This is a genomic window from Roseburia sp. CLA-AA-H209, from assembly GCF_020687575.1.
Classification (GTDB): domain Bacteria; phylum Bacillota; class Clostridia; order Lachnospirales; family Lachnospiraceae; genus Roseburia_C; species Roseburia_C amylophila.
The window spans coordinates 41,273-57,368 of sequence record NZ_JAJEQU010000009.1; the positions used below are offsets into that span (position 1 = coordinate 41,273).

The following is a 16,096-nucleotide window of genomic DNA, read 5'->3' on the forward strand; positions in this document are numbered from 1 at the left end:
GCGAACCTTTGAGCAAAGGGCGGTGACGGACATTGCCGTCATCGCCCTTTCGCTTGGACTGGAGAAGAACCACATGATGCAGGATTATCAATCGAACCGCCCCATCAGGCAGCAACCGCCGGGACGATTCACGAACAAGTCAGATCAAACGGTAGAGAGAATCAGAAAAAGGAAGAAAAAACAGACGCAGCGCCGTATGGTGCTTTGCGGTGCGATCGCCGCACTGGAGCTGCCCTCCATATCCTACGATTTCGCCTATACCATCGACGGCAACAAGCTCATGATCGATTACGCCAACGAGTCGGTGCGGGATTCCGAATATGAATTTACCGTTGATGGAAATACCCTTACCTTGATCGGTGGCGAGGGCACGGTCGGCAGGACATACGAGCTGAGCGGAGTATGCGTTACAAGATGTCCGCCTATGATGATTTTACGGAGGAATATGATTATCGTGTGAAATACAACAGAACACACAGATAACAGGGTGGAGATTGTATGGAATTTTAAAGAGATATGATTGTGAAAGAGGTTATTAAAATTTCACAAATTAATTAGTAGGCAGGAGGTGTTTTTTCGTGTATACTATAACCAGAGGTCAGAAATACAGGAAGAACACCGAAGAGATTTGGAGGTGATAAGAATGCTGACAAAGCAACAAAAACACGAGCAGGATATGCAGAGAATAAGAGAATTTCGCCTGTTTGATGACGATTTTTTGAAGAAATGCTTTGAAGATCATGATGAATGTGCGGAGCTTGTTCTGCGTATTATAATGAATAAAGAGGACCTTAAGGTTCTTCATTCTAAAACGGAATATGTCATCCAGAATTTGCAGGGGCGTTCCGTTAGGCTGGATGTAAAGGCTACGGATTCTGAGAATAAGGAATACGATATAGAGGTGCAGCGAGCGGATAAGGGAGCAGGACGAAAGCGTGCAAGACACAACAGCAGTATGTTGGATGCCAATGCACTTGCACCACAGGAAGATGTCAATTTTCTTCCGGAAACATATGTGATATTTATTACGGAGCATGATGTGATAGGAAAAGGAGAGCCGATATACAGAGTAGAGAGAAAAATTCTGGAAACCGATGAATTTTTTGATGATGGTTCCCACATCCTGTATGTGAATGGAGCATATCGAGGGGATTCGGATATCGGGAAGCTGATGCATGATTTTTCCTGTACCGATGCGGATGATATGTTTTATGGAAAACTGGCAGACAGAGTCAGATACTTCAAGGAAGATGCGAAAGGAGTTGAGAGTATGTGCAAAGCAATTGAAGAAATGAGAAATCAGGAGCGTGAAGAAGTAACACGTGAGTTCGTTGTTCGTATGATTCGTGATGGCGAAACATCCGTTGAGAAAATGGCACGTTATTCCGGCTTGTCTTTGGATGAAGTGAAAGAAATCGTAAAGCAGGAAGCAGTTCTTGCCTGATTATAAGGTGTGCGTATGGGGCAGAGAAATCTGCTCCATATTTGTTGTAAAGGAAGAAAAACAATTTTCAGATACCACTTCGAACGGTGGAAGAGTGGGAAGCAAAACAAGAAGGAACACGATGATACTGTTTGAGGTCACAGTTTGTGACCTCAAAAGAAGGGAGAGGTGGAAGAAGATATATATGTCAGCTCTTACAATGTCAACCATAAGATTTAATGGAATGGAAAGTTGACTTGAAACCAGAACTGTCATATGAGAATAGATTTGGAAACAATGAATATGAACAATGAATATGATGATTTGTCAGTTGAAAAAAAGTGAATTTGGTGGTATGCTAAGAAAGTATATCTATGCTTAACTTTTTGGTTTGCTGAACAAATCAGAAAGGATTGATATATATGGGTAAATCGTTAAATGGTACAGTTGTGGCACAGTAAAGCAAAATTTAAAATACAAAATGCCGAAGAATGGCTTAAAATCAGGAGGTTTTAATAAAATGGAAGCATATAAAAAAGAGTTTATCGAATTTATGGTGGAGAGTGAGGTTTTGAAGTTTGGTGACTTTACATTAAAGAGTGGAAGAAAGTCACCATTTTTTATGAATGCAGGTGCATATGTAACCGGTTCACAGTTATCCCGCCTTGGAGAATATTATGCAAAAGCAATTCACGACCACTATGGTACTGATTTTGATGTACTGTTTGGACCGGCATATAAGGGAATTCCGCTTTCTGTTGCAACAACAATCGCATTCAGTCGTCTTTATGGCAAAGAGATTCGCTACTGTTCTAACCGTAAAGAAGTAAAAGACCATGGCGATACCGGAATTTTGCTTGGAAGCAAAATCAAAGATGGTGACCGTGTTGTTATTATTGAGGATGTAACGACATCCGGAAAATCTATTCAGGAGACATTCCCAATCATTCAGGCACAGGGAGATGTAACCATTCTTGGACTGATGGTATCCTTAAACCGTATGGAAAAAGGACTTGAGACAGACAAATGTGCACTCGATGAGATTCAGGAGAAATATGGTTTCCCTGCAAATGCAATTGTCAGCATGGCAGATGTGGTAGAGTGTTTATACAACCGTCCATGCCAGGGCAGGCTTATCATTGATGATAAGATGAAAGAAGCAATTGATAAATATTATGAGCAGTATGGGGCAAAATAAACAGCAAAAATGAAATGGGGAAAAGAAATTGAGTCAGAAGACGAGAAAACTGCTTCGTATCGGAGCATGGATTTTATTCGTAATATATCTGGGTCTGCTTTGCTATTTCCTGTTCTTCTCAGAAATGCTGGGAAGAACCTATTCCGAAAGAAGCTACCATTATAATCTTATGCCCTTAAAAGAAATCAAGCGGTTTATTATTTACCGGAAGGCACTGGGCGCGAAAGCAGTCTGCTTTAACCTTCTGGGAAATATTGTCGCTTTTATTCCTTATGGAATGCTTCTGCCATTACTGGCACATAACCAGAGAAAGTTCTACCGGGTAGTGCTTTTGAGTTTTGACTTCAGTCTGCTGGTAGAACTGGTACAGCTTGTATCCAAGGTAGGAAGCTTTGATGTAGATGATCTGATTTTAAATACCATCGGCGGGGCAATTGGATATGTTGGATTTTTGCTGGCAAATCATATCCGGTGTCACAAATTTGAGCAGAAAGAATAGACTTCGGTACAAAATGTATCGGGAGAAAGAACATGAGAAAAAGACGAAGAGGATACAGAAAATATAAATTTACAGAAAAGACACTTTCAAAAAGAGGAATTACAGCACTTGTTCTGGCACTACTGTCACTGGTCAGTTTTGTGGTGATGGTAGTTCTTGCATTCAGAAGTGCCGGTAATTTAAGCATATACATAGCCTGCTATGGAATCCTTGCCTTTTTTGCAGCATTAGCCGCAGTGATTCTTGCAATCATAAGCCTGAAGGAGGAAAATTCATTTCGCAGCATTCCGTATGCTGCTACATTTTTGTCAATTTTTTCACTGCTTATCTGGATTGCTGTCTATGCAGGCGGTATTCTGTTGTAGGCAAAATTAGAAATATAAAGGATAGAAAGTATGGAATATCAGAATTTAAACGCAGAAGAAAGAGAAGCAATTACAGAACGACTGGATTTGGTGACGGAGCGGATACATGAACTTGCGGCAGAACCGGAGGTTTGTGAGCCGTTCCGTGCTTATTTTAAAGGAACAGCAGCATTTATTGTAAAAACGGAAGAAGTATTGCGGCAGGTATTAAATGACAGCTTCTGCAGCCAGAGCAGGGAAACATTACAGAAGATAAATGAAGCATTGTATGAGGACATTCTGCCGGAACATTATAAAGAAAGCTATGCCAACCCGGATTATGCCTGTGAAACCCTGGGCGAGGAATACGGCACACTCCTTAGCATGCTCTATGCAGAGCTTCGGAGCCTGATTCCTTATGCTTATGAGGGCGATGTGGAAGCCTATACCTGCTTCTGTGAATTGTTTATCCAGGTTTATACCTGTTTTAATGACGAAGAGGGAACAACCCCGAAAGAAGTGCAGCAGGCAATTTACTGGTTTTTCCACGATTACAGTGAATTGTTTACCGAGCGCAGCGTCTGTGAAATGGTAGATGCCAGCCGGGATTTCTTTACCCGGATAGTAATGGATTCTGATTTACAGGATTTAAAATACCTTTATTATTATGGAGAGCCTATCGGAGAAAATGAAATCCGTATGGCAGAGTATATGAACCAGCTTCCGCAGGAGAAGATTCAGGCAATGGCGGATACTTATACGGAAGGCTACCGGATTGGATTTGTTACTACCGGAAAAGACTTATCCATAAAATCTACCGTAAATGTGGAGTATGCCATCGGAATGGAACGTATGGTGCGGGCAGCAATTGCAAATTTTGAGAAGATGGGATTAAAACCGACGATTTACCGGGAGGCGTTTTCTTCCTTCCGTAACCGCGGCAACTCCAAGCGGGGCTGCTATGCAACTTCTGTGAACCGTCAGTTTGATTATGACCATAAAGCAGATAAAGCAGTATATTTAGACAAAGCCTTTGTGGAACGCCGATTAGAGACACTCCGGACCGTATATGAAGATAAGAAAAATCTTGCAGCAGGCTACGCAGGTCCGGCTGTAATCGAGGTGTTCGGAGAACCGTTATTTGAGCCGGAAAATAAAAAAACTGCCTGCCATTACAGTGATAAGCAGAATGAATTAAATGTCTATTATGCGTCACAGGCCGGGCAGATTACCAATCAGTATATTAAGGGAGAGGAAAGAAGCTTTACGATTATTGCTTATCCGCTTCCGCAGATTGGCAGTAATTTTGAAGAAATCTTTGATAAGACGGTGGAATTAAATACACTGGATTATACCCTGTACCGGGATATGCAGGCGAAAATAATTGAAGTATTAGACCAGGGCATCCGGGCACATATCAGAGGGAAAGGCGATAACGAAACAGATATGACCGTGGAATTATACCGCCTTAAGAATCCGCAGAAAGAGACTATCTTTGAAAATTGCGTGGCAGATGTCAATATTCCGGTAGGGGAAGTGTTTACTTCACCGGTGCTGACCGGAACCCACGGAGTACTGCATGTATCTTATGCCTATCTTAACGGACTCCGGTATGAGAACCTGAAAATGACGTTTGAAGATGGAAAAGTTGTGGATTACAGCTGCAGTAATTTTGACAGTGAAGAAGAGAACCGGAAATATATTTATGATAACGTACTGATGCATCATGATACGCTGCCGTTAGGGGAGTTCGCTATCGGAACCAATACCACGGCATACCGGATGGCAAAGGACTTTGATATTGCAGATAAATTGCCGATTCTGATTGCAGAGAAGACAGGTCCACATTTTGCAGTGGGAGATACCTGTTATTCCCAGGCGGAGGATACGCCGGTTTATAATCCGGATGGAAAAGAAATTGTGGCAAGGGATAATGAAATCTCAATTCTTCGGAAAGAAGACGAAAGTAAGGCATACTTTAACTGCCATACGGATATTACGATACCGTATGATGAATTAGACTGCATTTATATCGAACGGGCAGATGGCAGTACCGGGGATATTATAAGAGATGGCAGGTTTGTAGTACCGGGCACAGAAAAACTGAATGAGCCGTTGGAAAATAAGACTTCATTTCCGGCGTAAAACAGTGTATACTAAAAGGACAAGTATCTATGAGAAAAGGAGAAAGAAAATGGCAAAAGTAGGAATTGTAATGGGCAGTGATTCAGATATGCCTGTAATGGCAAAAGCAGCAGATATTTTGGAACAGCTTGGAATCGAGTATGAGATGACAATTATTTCCGCACATCGTGAGCCGGATGTATTTTTTGAATATGCAAAGAGCGCAGAGAGCAAAGGATTTAAAGTAATTATCGCAGGAGCAGGAATGGCAGCACATCTTCCGGGAATGTGTGCAGCAATCTTCCCTATGCCGGTAATCGGAATTCCAATGCATACCACATCTTTAGGCGGAAGAGATTCTCTTTATTCTATCGTACAGATGCCGACCGGTATTCCGGTAGCAACCGTTGCAATCAATGGTGGCGCAAATGCAGGAATTCTTGCAGCAAAGATTCTTGCAACATCAGATGATGCATTATTGGCACGATTAAAAGAATATTCTAAGAATTTAAAAGAGCAGGTAGAAGCAAAGGATAAGAAGCTTCAGGAAGTCGGCTATAAAGAATACATGAAATAGCAGGCGCAAGTGAGTCAACACGCTTTTAGAGCTGGCGAGTGACGAAATCATTAGGTAAGAACAGTGAAATAGAGGAAAAAAGAAAAGGGTAGAGAGAAAAAAGTTTTAAAATAAGGTTGAGGAGAATACGAATGAAAACAACACTGATTATTATGGCGGCAGGCATTGGCTCCCGTTTTGGCGGCGGAATTAAGCAGCTTGAGAAAATGGGACCGAACGGCGAGATTATTATGGACTATTCCATTTATGACGCGGTGGAAGCAGGTTTTGATAAGGTTGTATTTATCATTCGCAAGGATATTGAGGCGGATTTTAAAAAAATCATTGGAAACAGAATCGGAAAACAGGTAGAAGTAGATTATGTATTCCAGGATATCAATGATATACCGGAAGGCTTTACAGTGCCGGAAGGCAGAACAAAACCATGGGGAACCGGTCAGGCAGTATTATGCTGCAAAGGCGTAGTGAAGGAACCATTTTTAGTCATCAATGCAGATGATTATTACGGAAAAGAAGCATTTGTAAAGATGCATGATTTTCTGGTAAATCATGAAGAGGATAAGGAAAGATTCCGCCTTGGAATGGCTGGATATATCCTGAAGAACACACTGAGTGATAACGGAACCGTTACCCGTGGTGTCTGTGTGGTAGATGAAAAGAGTGGTTATCTTGAAAAAATTTTAGAGACACACAGCATCTATGCCGATGAAAAAGGAAAAGTACATTGTGAAGAAGCTGATGTGGCAGAATGGATTCACCCGGATGTAAATGTATCTATGAACATGTGGGCTGGCTATCCGGATTTTATTGATTATCTGGAAGAGGGCTTCCGTGAGTTCTTGGCACATATTGAAGACAATCCGATGAAGAAAGAGTATCTGCTGCCAAATATTGTGGAATTGCTTTTGAATCAGGATAAGGCAACCGTAAAAGTTTATGAGACAGCAGACCGCTGGTTTGGAGTTACTTATTTAGAGGACAAACCATTTGTTGTGGATTCCATCCGCGGACTGATTAAAGACGGTGTCTATCCGGAAAATCTTTGGGCATAGAATTGGAGGATTGTAACATGAAAAAGAAGAGAATTGTGATTGCATTAGGACATGAAGCATTGGGAACAACACTTCCGGAACAGAAGAAAGCAACCAAGCTTACCGCAAAAGCAATCGGAGATTATATTAAGGATGACTGTCAGGTAGTTCTTTCCCACAGCAATGGACCACAGGTGGGAATGATACATACTGCAATGGCTGAATTCGCAAGAATTTATCCGGAATATACTGCTACTCCGATGTCTGTCTGCTCTGCTATGAGTCAGGGCTATATCGGATACGATTTGCAGAATGCCATTCGTACCGAATTATTAAACCGTGGAATTTACAAACCGGTATCTACTGTTTTAACACAGGTAACCGTAGACCCATACGATGAAGCATTTTATCATCCAACCAAAATTATCGGCCGTGTCATGACAGAGGAAGAGGCAGAAGCTGAGGAGAAGAAAGGTAACCATACGGTAAAACAGGGTGAAGGATACCGCCGTATCGTAGCAGCTCCAAAGCCAATGGACATCGTAGAAATTGATGCCATCCGTGCACTTTCCGATGCAGACCAGGTAGTAATTGCCTGTGGTGGTGGCGGTATTCCTGTATTAGAGCAGGATAATAATCTAAAAGGTGCCAGCGCAGTTATTGAAAAAGACCTTGCAGCAGGCAGACTTGCAGAGCTTTTAGATGCTGACCAGCTTATTATCTTAACCAGTGTTGAGCATGTGTGTTTAAATTATGGCACAGCCAATGAACAGCCATTGGATGAGATGACAGTAGAAGAAGCAAAACAGTATATGGACGAGGGTCAGTTTGAAGAAGGAACCATGCTTCCGAAGATTCAGGCAGCAATCGATTACATCGGTAATTCTGCAGTCCGTTCCGTACTGATTGCCAACTTGGAGGAAGCATTAGATGGCGTCAGCGGATTAAAGGGAACTTTGATTCATAAGTAAGATGATATAAGGGAAATGTGAGGAAATCTATGAGAACATCAGAAAGAAGCACATTCCATAAGGGCAGCAGGCACTCGGCAGTTACCGTATGCCTGTTGCTTGTTATGTGTCTGGTATTTCTGACCGCTTGCGGGAAGGATAAAAAAGACGATACAGTTGCGAATGTGAATACCGAAGAAACATTAACAAATACAGAGGTACCAACAACAGAAAGTGTAATTGACACCGAAGAAGTTGTAGATACGGAAACAGAAACAGAGACGGAAACAGAGCATGTTCCGGCAGTATTGAATCCGGATACGGTAGTTTATGCAGAAGAGACTGTTTATACGACAACAAGAGTCAATGTGAGAGTAGAACCTTCTACCGATGCAGAGGTTTATAAGAAATTATCTGCGGGAAAAGAACTTACCCGCACTGCAAATGATGGAAGCTGGAGCCAGGTCTCATTGGATGAAGGAACTTATTATATAGCATCCGATTATCTGACCACAGAGAAGCCGCAGGAGCCGGTAGCATTGACTGGAAGTGCAGGAACCGGAATTACATCCGGAAGCGGCGGACATGTCATCTGCATTGACCCGGGACATCAGAGCAGAGGAGACAGTACACCGGAGCCGGTAGCACCGGGATCTTCTGAGACCAAGGCAAGAGTAACCGGAGGAACATCCGGTGTTGCAACCGGACAGACAGAGTATCAGCTTAATTTATCCGTCAGCTTAAAATTGCGGGATGAACTGGTAGCAAGAGGTTATACCGTAGTCATGACAAGAGAAACCAATGATGTGAATCTCAGTAACAGCGAGCGGGCAGCCATTGCAACCAATGCGGGAGCAGAAGCATTTGTCCGTATACATGCCAATGGATCTACCAACAGCGGAGCCAATGGAGCTATGACAATCTGCCAGACGGCGTCCAATCCGTATGTAGGAAGCTTTTACAGCCAGAGCCGTTCTCTTTCCCAGAATATACTGGATAGTCTGTGTGCACAGACCGGTGCAAAGAAGGAATATGTGTGGGAGACTGATACCATGAGTGGAATTAACTGGAGTACCGTACCGGTAACAATTGTAGAAATGGGATATATGACAAATCCCACCGAAGATTCCAATATGGCAACGGACTCTTATCAGACTCAGATTGCACAGGGAATCGCCAATGGGATTGATGCTTATTTTTCCGGTAATTAGGCAAGATAATTAATGACAGCAAAGAGAATGAGATCTTCTTTTGGAGAAGCATTTGCAATGCTGTGGGATTCACCACTTTTGCAGACGCAGGTGTCACCGGCTTCTAAAGCGACGATGGTTCCGTTATCGTCATAGGCTGCATGGCCGGAGAGAATGGTGATGATTTCTTCTTCCCCTTCATGCATATGCTTTCCGAGAGAACAGCCCGGTCTTAAGATGAGTTTTGCAATCATCTTGGCTGGGCTTTCATAGTCTATAGGATTGACGGAACGGATAATCTCAACGGTGCCGGTTCCGCCTTTCATATTTTCGTTAAAAATATGTTTTAATTCAGATGCTCTATGATACATATATTACCTCCTGAATAGTTGTGCTATGCATTACAGTATAGCCAGTGAGCAGTCAAATGTAAATATGTATTGTGATAGAAAATTATTGCCAATAAGAATGAAAAAGAAATACAGGAGACCTTTATGAATTTATTATCAGCAGAGAATATAACCAAGACATTTACCGGAAGAAAGTTATTTTCCAATGCCTCCTTTTATTTGCAGGAAGGAGAGAAAGTCGGAATTGTGGGAATTAACGGAACCGGAAAATCCACTTTACTGAAAATGCTGGCAGGCTTAGAGGAACCGGATGCTGGAGAAATCACCAAGGCAAATCATGTGGTAATCCGCTATCTTCCGCAGATGCCGGAATTTGGAGAAGAAGAGACTGTTTTAGAAAGTGTACTGGTAACGGCACACCGGAAAAATCAGGCAGATGCTTCCGGGGAAGATTATCAGATGTGGAATTTAGAGAGCAAGGCAAAATCCATGCTCACAAGACTTGGCGTATATAATTTTGAGGAAAAGACGAAAAACTTATCCGGTGGAGAAAGAAAACGTCTGGCTCTTGTGGCAGTGCTTTTAACACCCTGCGATATTCTGCTGTTAGACGAGCCTACCAACCACCTGGATGCAGATATGGCAGAGTGGCTGGAAGGGTATTTAAAGGGCTTTAAGGGAACACTGATTATGGTAACCCATGACCGGTATTTTCTGGACAGCGTATGTAACCGTATTGCAGAAATTGATAAAGGCTCCATTTACAGTTATCAGGAAAATTATTCCGGTTATCTGAATCTGAAGCAGGAGCGTATGGATATGGCAGTTGCCGGGGAACGGAAGCGGCAGTCCATCCTTCGCAAGGAGATCGCCTGGATGCAGCGGGGCGCAAGGGCAAGGTCTACCAAGCAGAAAGCCCATATCAAACGTTATGAGAATCTTAGAGACCAGTCGGGACCACAGTTTGATAAGCAGGTGGAATTAAGCTCGGTTTCCAGTCGTATGGGAAAGACGACGGTAGAGCTTCATCATATCAGTAAATCCTATGGAGAAAAAAAGCTGATTGAGGATTTTTCCTATATCTTTCTTAAGAATGACAGAGTCGGATTTGTGGGACATAATGGATGCGGTAAGACCACTTTAATGAAGATTATCGATGGCAGGGTAAAGCCGGATGCCGGAGAACTGGTTATCGGACAGACCATAAAGATAGGCTATTATTCCCAGGAGATTGAAAAGGATGCATCGGCGGGAGTTGCCTATATGGATCCGTCTTTAAAGGTTATTGAATATATCCGCAATACTGCAGAATATGTCCGGACAGAGGATGGACTGGTGTCCGCATCAGCCATGTTGGAGCGTTTCTTATTCCCACCGGAAGAACAGTATGGCGTTATCGGAAAACTTTCCGGTGGAGAAAAGCGGAGACTGAATCTGCTTCGTGTATTGATGGAAGCACCGAATGTATTGATTTTAGACGAGCCGACCAATGATCTTGATATTACCACACTGGCAATCTTAGAGGATTATCTTGATAATTATGATGGAATCGTCATTACAGTATCCCATGACCGGTATTTCCTTGACCGTATCGCAAAGCGGATTTTTGCATTTGAACAGGGAAACATAAGACAGTATGAGGGCGGTTATACGGATTATCTTGCCAAGCGGCCGGAGGATGAGACAGCAGTGGGAAATGCAGGCACAGAGACATCCGGGAAGAAAGCAGACCAGACGGAAAACGCAGATGCCATAGAGAATACCGAAAAGAAGGATTCCAGGGCGACCTGGAAGAGCGGCAGGAAGTTGAAATTTACCTGGCAGGAGCAGAAGGATTATGAGACCATCGAGGACGATATTGCGGCTTTGGAAGCAAAGTTAGAAGAACTGGATGAGAAGATGGGAAGCTTTGCCAGTGATTTTGTAAAATTAAATGAGCTGACCCAGGAGAAGATAAAAGTGGAAGATGAATTAGAGCATAAGATGGAACGCTGGGAGTATTTAGAAGAACTGAATGCCAGAATAAAGGCTCAGGACAGGTAGGAGATAAGGCTATGGAGAAGGAAAAAAACAGTAAGAATATTATGGATTATGCAACGGTTACACTCTTAGATGCAGAGAATGCCATTGAAATCATCGACCAGACAAAGCTGCCGGGAACGATAGAACTGATCCGGTTAAAAAGTGCACAGGAAATCTGGAATGCCATTTATTTATTGAAAGTCCGTGGCGCACCGGCAATAGGTGTGGCAGCAGGCTTTGGCATTTATCTTCTGGCAAAAGAAATTGAAACAGAGGATTATGAAGTCTTTTATGAAGCTTTTCAGAAACAGAAAGAATATTTGAATTCTTCCCGCCCGACCGCAGTCAATCTCTCCTGGGCATTAAACCGGATGGAGAAAGTCTGTATTGCAAATAAAAATAAGCCGGTTGCAGAGATAAAAGAATTGCTTCATAAAGAAGCCCTTGAGATTCAGGAAGAAGATATCCGGGTCTGCAAAAGTATCGGAGAACACGGGCTGACACTGGTGAAGCCGGGTGATGGCATTTTGACCCATTGCAATGCCGGACAGCTTGCCACCAGTAAATATGGGACTGCTACAGCACCGATTTATCTGGGGGAAGAAAGAGGTTATCATTTTCATGTATTTGCAGATGAGACAAGACCTCTTTTGCAGGGGGCGAGACTTACTTCTTTTGAACTGCATGCAGCAGGGGTGGATGTGACCCTGATTTGTGATAATATGTCTGGCACCGTCATGAAACAGGGAATGGTACAGGCAGTATTTGTAGGCTGCGACCGGGTGGCAGCCAATGGAGACACCGCAAATAAAATCGGAACCTCCGTTGTGGCAACGGTAGCAAAGCGGTATCATGTACCTTTTTATGTCTGTGCACCGACCTCTACCATTGACTTAAATACAGCAACCGGAGATGACATCTGCATTGAAGAGCGTCCGGCAGAGGAAGTGACGGAAATGTGGTATCAGGAGCGGATGGCACCGGAAGGCGTCAAAGTATACAATCCGGCATTTGATGTGACAGATCACGATTTAATCAGCGGAATTGTAACAGAGTATGGAATCGCAAGAGAGCCATATACGGAGAGTTTAAAAGAAATCCTTTCGAAGAGAAATGCATAAGGTATCAATTTTTGTGCAAACTGATATCTTGAAAAGTGGCTATCAGTAAGGTATGATAGTAATAATGAGGTTTTAATAAAAATATAGGCGGTGTCGATCACGTACACCGCCTGTTTAGCGAAAAGAGGGAATAGAAATGGCAATAAAGTTTCAGAAAGAGCCAATGAATGCACATTCATCCATAAAGCATGTAATCGGCGTAGTCAGCGGTAAAGGTGGTGTTGGAAAATCTTTTGTCACAGCATCCATGGCAGCCGCTATGCGTAAGAAAGGTTATGAAGTAGGTATTATGGATGCCGACATTACCGGACCATCTATTCCAAAGATGTATGGAATTCACGGAAAAGCAGTCGGAGATGGAAAAGAGATTCTTCCGGCAGTGGCAGAAGACGGAACCAGGATTATGTCTGTAAATTTATTGGTTGATACAGAAGAAACACCGGTTGTATGGCGTGGACCAGTCGTTGCCGGCGTAGTAAAGCAGTTCTGGAGTGACGTGGTATGGGGTGACATTGATTACCTTTTCGTAGATATGCCACCGGGAACCGGAGATGTTCCACTGACTGTATTCCAGTCTCTTCCGGTAGAAGGAATCATTATCGTAACTTCTCCGCAGGAACTGGTTCAGATGATTGTAAAGAAAGCATATAACATGGCAGGGATGATGAATGTTCCTGTCCTTGGAATCGTTGAAAATTACAGCTATTTAAAATGTCCGGATTGTGGAAAAGAGATTTCTTTATTTGGAGAAAGCCATATTGATGAAATCGCAGCAGACCTTGATTTGTCCGTTCTTGGAAAACTCCCATTGGACCCGGCATATGCAAAAGCTGCCGATGCAGGACAATTTTATACTATGGACAACCCATATATTGCCAAAGCAATTGAGGCGTTGGAACAAATTTAGATAATAACAGGTAATCTGCCATTTCGGTGGGTTACCTGTTTTATGCGGGAAAATATGTTTCCCGTAGTTAAAGCGGATGCAGCATAGCAACAGAAAAATGCATGAAAAGCACCGCAGACGTGGAAAATAAAATTCCACGGATATCACACATTATATTTTAAGGAGGAGCTTTCGTTATGAACGAACGAAAAGACGCAATTCGCGACGCACGGACACTTGGTGTTCCAAAGATGCTGTTGTTAGGACTTCAGCACATGTTCGCAATGTTTGGCGCAACCATTCTTGTGCCGATTCTGGTGAACAGCTATTTTAAGGGAGAAGGCCTTTCCGTACAGGTTACTTTAATCTGTGCCGGTCTTGGAACTTTATTCTTCCACCTTTGTACCAAATTAAAAGTACCTGCATTCTTAGGTTCATCCTTTGCATTCTTAGGAGGATTTTCTACGATTGCACAGTTGGATACCGGAGTCTTTGCAGACATGACCATGGGAGAGAAGCTTCCATATGCCTGTGGTGGTATTGTTGTCGCAGGAGCTTTATATCTGATTCTTGCACTTGTTATCAAAGTCGTAGGAGTAAAGAAAGTAATGCGTTTCCTGCCACCTGTTGTAACAGGACCAATCATCATCTGTATCGGCCTTTCCCTTGCACCATCTGCAGTAAACAATGCATCCACCAACTGGATTCTTGCACTGATTGCACTGGCAGTTATCATTATCTTTAACATCTGGGGAAAAGGAATGTTCCGCATTATCCCAATTCTTTTAGGTGTTGTCATTTCCTATGCAGCAGCACTGATTATGCAGGCAGCAGGACTGACTAATCCGGATGGAAGTGCTATCTTAAACTTTACCGAAGTAGCATCTGCAAGCTGGGTAGGACTTCCTCCATTCCAGTTATGCAAATTTAACCTGACTGCAATTCTGGTTATGGCACCAATCGCACTGGCAACTATGATGGAGCATATCGGAGATATGTCTGCAATTTCTGCAACTGTTGGTGAGAACTTTATCGAAGATCCGGGACTTCACAGAACCTTAATCGGTGATGGACTTGCAACCGCATTTGCAGGTATGGTTGGTGGTCCTGCAAATACTACATATGGTGAGAATACCGGTGTATTGGAATTAAGCCGTGTGCATGACCCTAGAGTGATCCGTATTGCAGCTGTATTTGCAGTTATCTTAAGCTTTATTCCGAAAATGGCTGAAATCATTGGTTCTATGCCATCTGCAATCATCGGTGGTGTCAGCTTCATGCTTTATGGTATGATTTCTGCAATCGGTGTCAGAAATGTAGTAGAAAATCACGTTGATTTCACCAAATCCCGTAACTTAATCATTGCAGCAGTAATCTTAGTCAGCGGACTTGGATTTTCCAAGGGACTTACCTTTACCATTGCAGGAACCAGCATTACTTTAACCGGACTTGCAATCGCAGCCTTAGCCGGAATTATCTTAAATGCAATCTTACCTGGTAAAGATTATCATTTCGGAGATGATCCAAAGGCAGATGCCAACCGTGGACTTGATATGAATCCGATTCAGGAAGAAGATATTCAGTAAGAAACAGAAAGCAATTCATTTAGAAAGAAACAGGTCATATCCAGCTTGTGAGGGCTGGGGTGACCTGTTTTGCGTTGCTTGGGAATAGCTGGCGTTTAGTTTTTTAATATTTCATTAAGTTGTTTCGAAATCAAAGGAAACACGGTATACTATAAGCAGCAGTAAAAGTGATGAAAATGTGGAGAAAGAAGAGGAACATATCATGTTAGAACAGTTATTACATATAGATGGGCAGATTTTATTATGGATACAGGAGTATTTGCGATTCCCGGCACTGACTTCTGTGATGAAGGATATTACGAATCTTGGAAATGCGGGAATCTTATGGATTCTGATAACCATTGTGCTTTTGCTGGACAAGAAGACGAGAAACGTAGGCTATATGTCGGCACTGGCACTAATTGGTTCGTTAATTGTAGACAATATTTTACTTAAAAATCTGGTGGCAAGAACCAGACCCTATGAAGTGGTTGATGGATTGAAACTTTTAATTGAAAAGCAGTCAGATTATTCTTTCCCATCGGGACATACCGGAAGTTCTTTCGCATCAGCAATTGTATTATGGAAAGAGCTTCCTAGAAAATATGGAGTAATGGCATTAATTGTAGCTGTTCTGATTGCATATTCACGGTTATATGTAGGGGTGCATTATCCATCGGATGTGTTGGCAGGAGTGGTGATTGGAACCGTACTGGCGTTAGTTTCGGTATGGCTGGTAAAAAAGATTCAGGGACAGAAGAAACTTGTGAAGTAAGAGAAACATTTCTGAACTAGAGGCGAAAAATAGAGAATGAT

Annotated in this window: 17 protein-coding genes; 16 read left to right on the top strand and 1 reads right to left on the bottom strand. The window is 42.6% G+C overall.

Going from position 1 to position 16,096, the window contains the following annotated elements; genetic code table 11:
• Positions 1 to 73 precede the first annotated feature (73 nt).
• The 11 genes from LKD41_RS09750 (at position 74) to LKD41_RS09800 (ending at position 9,357) form a co-directional block, all read left to right on the top strand.
• Positions 74 to 460 carry a DUF5640 domain-containing protein gene (locus LKD41_RS09750; RefSeq protein ID WP_227701064.1) on the top strand — a complete coding sequence of 129 codons (387 nt, stop codon included), beginning with the start codon at positions 74 to 76 and terminating at the stop codon, positions 458 to 460.
• 183 nt (positions 461 to 643) lie between these two features.
• On the top strand, positions 644 to 1,444 hold the full coding sequence (locus LKD41_RS09755; protein WP_022244160.1) for a PD-(D/E)XK nuclease family transposase: 801 nt from the start codon (positions 644 to 646) through the stop codon (positions 1,442 to 1,444).
• On the top strand, positions 1,437 to 1,679 hold the full coding sequence (locus LKD41_RS09760; RefSeq protein ID WP_118056440.1) for a hypothetical protein: 243 nt from the start codon (positions 1,437 to 1,439) through the stop codon (positions 1,677 to 1,679). Before LKD41_RS09755 ends, LKD41_RS09760 begins: the two co-directional genes overlap by 8 nt.
• Positions 1,680 to 1,943: 264 nt before the next feature.
• Complete coding sequence (gene pyrE / locus LKD41_RS09765) at positions 1,944 to 2,621, top strand: orotate phosphoribosyltransferase (RefSeq protein ID WP_022244161.1); 678 nt, start codon at positions 1,944 to 1,946, stop codon at positions 2,619 to 2,621.
• Between the two features lie 28 nt (positions 2,622 to 2,649).
• On the top strand, positions 2,650 to 3,120 hold the full coding sequence (locus LKD41_RS09770; RefSeq protein ID WP_227701065.1) for a VanZ family protein: 471 nt from the start codon (positions 2,650 to 2,652) through the stop codon (positions 3,118 to 3,120).
• A gap of 32 nt (positions 3,121 to 3,152) precedes the next feature.
• Positions 3,153 to 3,485 (top strand): DUF6142 family protein, encoded by a 333-nt coding sequence (locus LKD41_RS09775; protein ID WP_022244163.1) that lies wholly within the window; start codon positions 3,153 to 3,155, stop codon positions 3,483 to 3,485.
• A 30-nt stretch (positions 3,486 to 3,515) separates the two neighbouring features.
• Positions 3,516 to 5,609: an aminopeptidase gene (locus tag LKD41_RS09780; RefSeq protein ID WP_227701066.1), complete on the top strand. Its 2,094-nt coding sequence runs from the start codon at positions 3,516 to 3,518 to the stop codon at positions 5,607 to 5,609.
• A gap of 49 nt (positions 5,610 to 5,658) precedes the next feature.
• Positions 5,659 to 6,165, top strand: coding sequence for a 5-(carboxyamino)imidazole ribonucleotide mutase (gene purE, locus LKD41_RS09785; RefSeq protein ID WP_022244165.1), 507 nt, complete (start codon positions 5,659 to 5,661; stop codon positions 6,163 to 6,165).
• 131 nt (positions 6,166 to 6,296) lie between these two features.
• Positions 6,297 to 7,217: a sugar phosphate nucleotidyltransferase gene (locus tag LKD41_RS09790; RefSeq protein ID WP_227701067.1), complete on the top strand. Its 921-nt coding sequence runs from the start codon at positions 6,297 to 6,299 to the stop codon at positions 7,215 to 7,217.
• A 17-nt stretch (positions 7,218 to 7,234) separates the two neighbouring features.
• A complete protein-coding gene (arcC, locus tag LKD41_RS09795) occupies positions 7,235 to 8,167 on the top strand; it encodes a carbamate kinase (protein WP_227701068.1) in 933 nt (310 codons plus the stop codon).
• A gap of 29 nt (positions 8,168 to 8,196) precedes the next feature.
• The gene (locus LKD41_RS09800; protein WP_227701069.1) at positions 8,197 to 9,357 is read left to right on the top strand and encodes an N-acetylmuramoyl-L-alanine amidase; all 1,161 of its coding nucleotides are present in this window, start codon (positions 8,197 to 8,199) and stop codon (positions 9,355 to 9,357) included.
• On the opposite strand, the gene LKD41_RS09805 is transcribed toward LKD41_RS09800, so the two are convergent.
• Positions 9,354 to 9,707: a cupin domain-containing protein gene (locus tag LKD41_RS09805; protein WP_022244169.1), complete on the bottom strand. Its 354-nt coding sequence runs from the start codon at positions 9,705 to 9,707 to the stop codon at positions 9,354 to 9,356. The two genes, LKD41_RS09800 and LKD41_RS09805, sit on opposite strands and share 4 nt — an antisense overlap.
• 123 nt (positions 9,708 to 9,830) lie before the next feature.
• Here LKD41_RS09805 and LKD41_RS09810 point away from each other — a divergent pair, with 123 nt between their 5' ends.
• The 5 genes from LKD41_RS09810 to LKD41_RS09830 all read left to right on the top strand — a co-directional run bounded on the left by LKD41_RS09810 (position 9,831) and on the right by LKD41_RS09830 (position 16,055).
• Entirely contained in the window at positions 9,831 to 11,729 is a 1,899-nt protein-coding gene (locus LKD41_RS09810) for an ABC-F family ATP-binding cassette domain-containing protein (protein WP_227701070.1), read from the top strand.
• Positions 11,730 to 11,740: 11 nt separating this feature from the next.
• Positions 11,741 to 12,829, top strand: a complete 1,089-nt coding sequence (mtnA, locus tag LKD41_RS09815; protein ID WP_227701071.1) for an S-methyl-5-thioribose-1-phosphate isomerase — start codon at positions 11,741 to 11,743, stop codon at positions 12,827 to 12,829.
• 136 nt (positions 12,830 to 12,965) lie between these two features.
• Positions 12,966 to 13,736, top strand: coding sequence for an Mrp/NBP35 family ATP-binding protein (locus LKD41_RS09820; protein ID WP_022244172.1), 771 nt, complete (start codon positions 12,966 to 12,968; stop codon positions 13,734 to 13,736).
• A gap of 176 nt (positions 13,737 to 13,912) precedes the next feature.
• Positions 13,913 to 15,301 carry a uracil-xanthine permease family protein gene (locus tag LKD41_RS09825; protein WP_227701072.1) on the top strand — a complete coding sequence of 463 codons (1,389 nt, stop codon included), beginning with the start codon at positions 13,913 to 13,915 and terminating at the stop codon, positions 15,299 to 15,301.
• A 202-nt stretch (positions 15,302 to 15,503) separates the two neighbouring features.
• Positions 15,504 to 16,055, top strand: coding sequence for a phosphatase PAP2 family protein (locus LKD41_RS09830; RefSeq protein WP_227701073.1), 552 nt, complete (start codon positions 15,504 to 15,506; stop codon positions 16,053 to 16,055).
• Positions 16,056 to 16,096 lie beyond the last annotated feature (41 nt).

What these genes read in the sequence shown, in the direction of transcription:
- LKD41_RS09750 (WP_227701064.1), top strand. Translation starts at nt 74, where the DNA reads ATGATGCAGGATTATCAATCGAACCGCCCCATCAGGCAGCAACCGCCG.
- LKD41_RS09755 (WP_022244160.1), top strand. Translation starts at nt 644, where the DNA reads ATGCTGACAAAGCAACAAAAACACGAGCAGGATATGCAGAGAATAAGA.
- pyrE (WP_022244161.1), top strand. Translation starts at nt 1,944, where the DNA reads ATGGAAGCATATAAAAAAGAGTTTATCGAATTTATGGTGGAGAGTGAG.
- LKD41_RS09775 (WP_022244163.1), top strand. Translation starts at nt 3,153, where the DNA reads ATGAGAAAAAGACGAAGAGGATACAGAAAATATAAATTTACAGAAAAG.
- LKD41_RS09780 (WP_227701066.1), top strand. Translation starts at nt 3,516, where the DNA reads ATGGAATATCAGAATTTAAACGCAGAAGAAAGAGAAGCAATTACAGAA.
- purE (WP_022244165.1), top strand. Translation starts at nt 5,659, where the DNA reads ATGGCAAAAGTAGGAATTGTAATGGGCAGTGATTCAGATATGCCTGTA.
- LKD41_RS09790 (WP_227701067.1), top strand. Translation starts at nt 6,297, where the DNA reads ATGAAAACAACACTGATTATTATGGCGGCAGGCATTGGCTCCCGTTTT.
- arcC (WP_227701068.1), top strand. Translation starts at nt 7,235, where the DNA reads ATGAAAAAGAAGAGAATTGTGATTGCATTAGGACATGAAGCATTGGGA.
- LKD41_RS09800 (WP_227701069.1), top strand. Translation starts at nt 8,197, where the DNA reads ATGAGAACATCAGAAAGAAGCACATTCCATAAGGGCAGCAGGCACTCG.
- LKD41_RS09805 (WP_022244169.1), bottom strand. Translation starts at nt 9,707, where the DNA reads ATGTATCATAGAGCATCTGAATTAAAACATATTTTTAACGAAAATATG.
- LKD41_RS09810 (WP_227701070.1), top strand. Translation starts at nt 9,831, where the DNA reads ATGAATTTATTATCAGCAGAGAATATAACCAAGACATTTACCGGAAGA.
- mtnA (WP_227701071.1), top strand. Translation starts at nt 11,741, where the DNA reads ATGGAGAAGGAAAAAAACAGTAAGAATATTATGGATTATGCAACGGTT.
- LKD41_RS09820 (WP_022244172.1), top strand. Translation starts at nt 12,966, where the DNA reads ATGGCAATAAAGTTTCAGAAAGAGCCAATGAATGCACATTCATCCATA.
- LKD41_RS09825 (WP_227701072.1), top strand. Translation starts at nt 13,913, where the DNA reads ATGAACGAACGAAAAGACGCAATTCGCGACGCACGGACACTTGGTGTT.
- LKD41_RS09830 (WP_227701073.1), top strand. Translation starts at nt 15,504, where the DNA reads ATGTTAGAACAGTTATTACATATAGATGGGCAGATTTTATTATGGATA.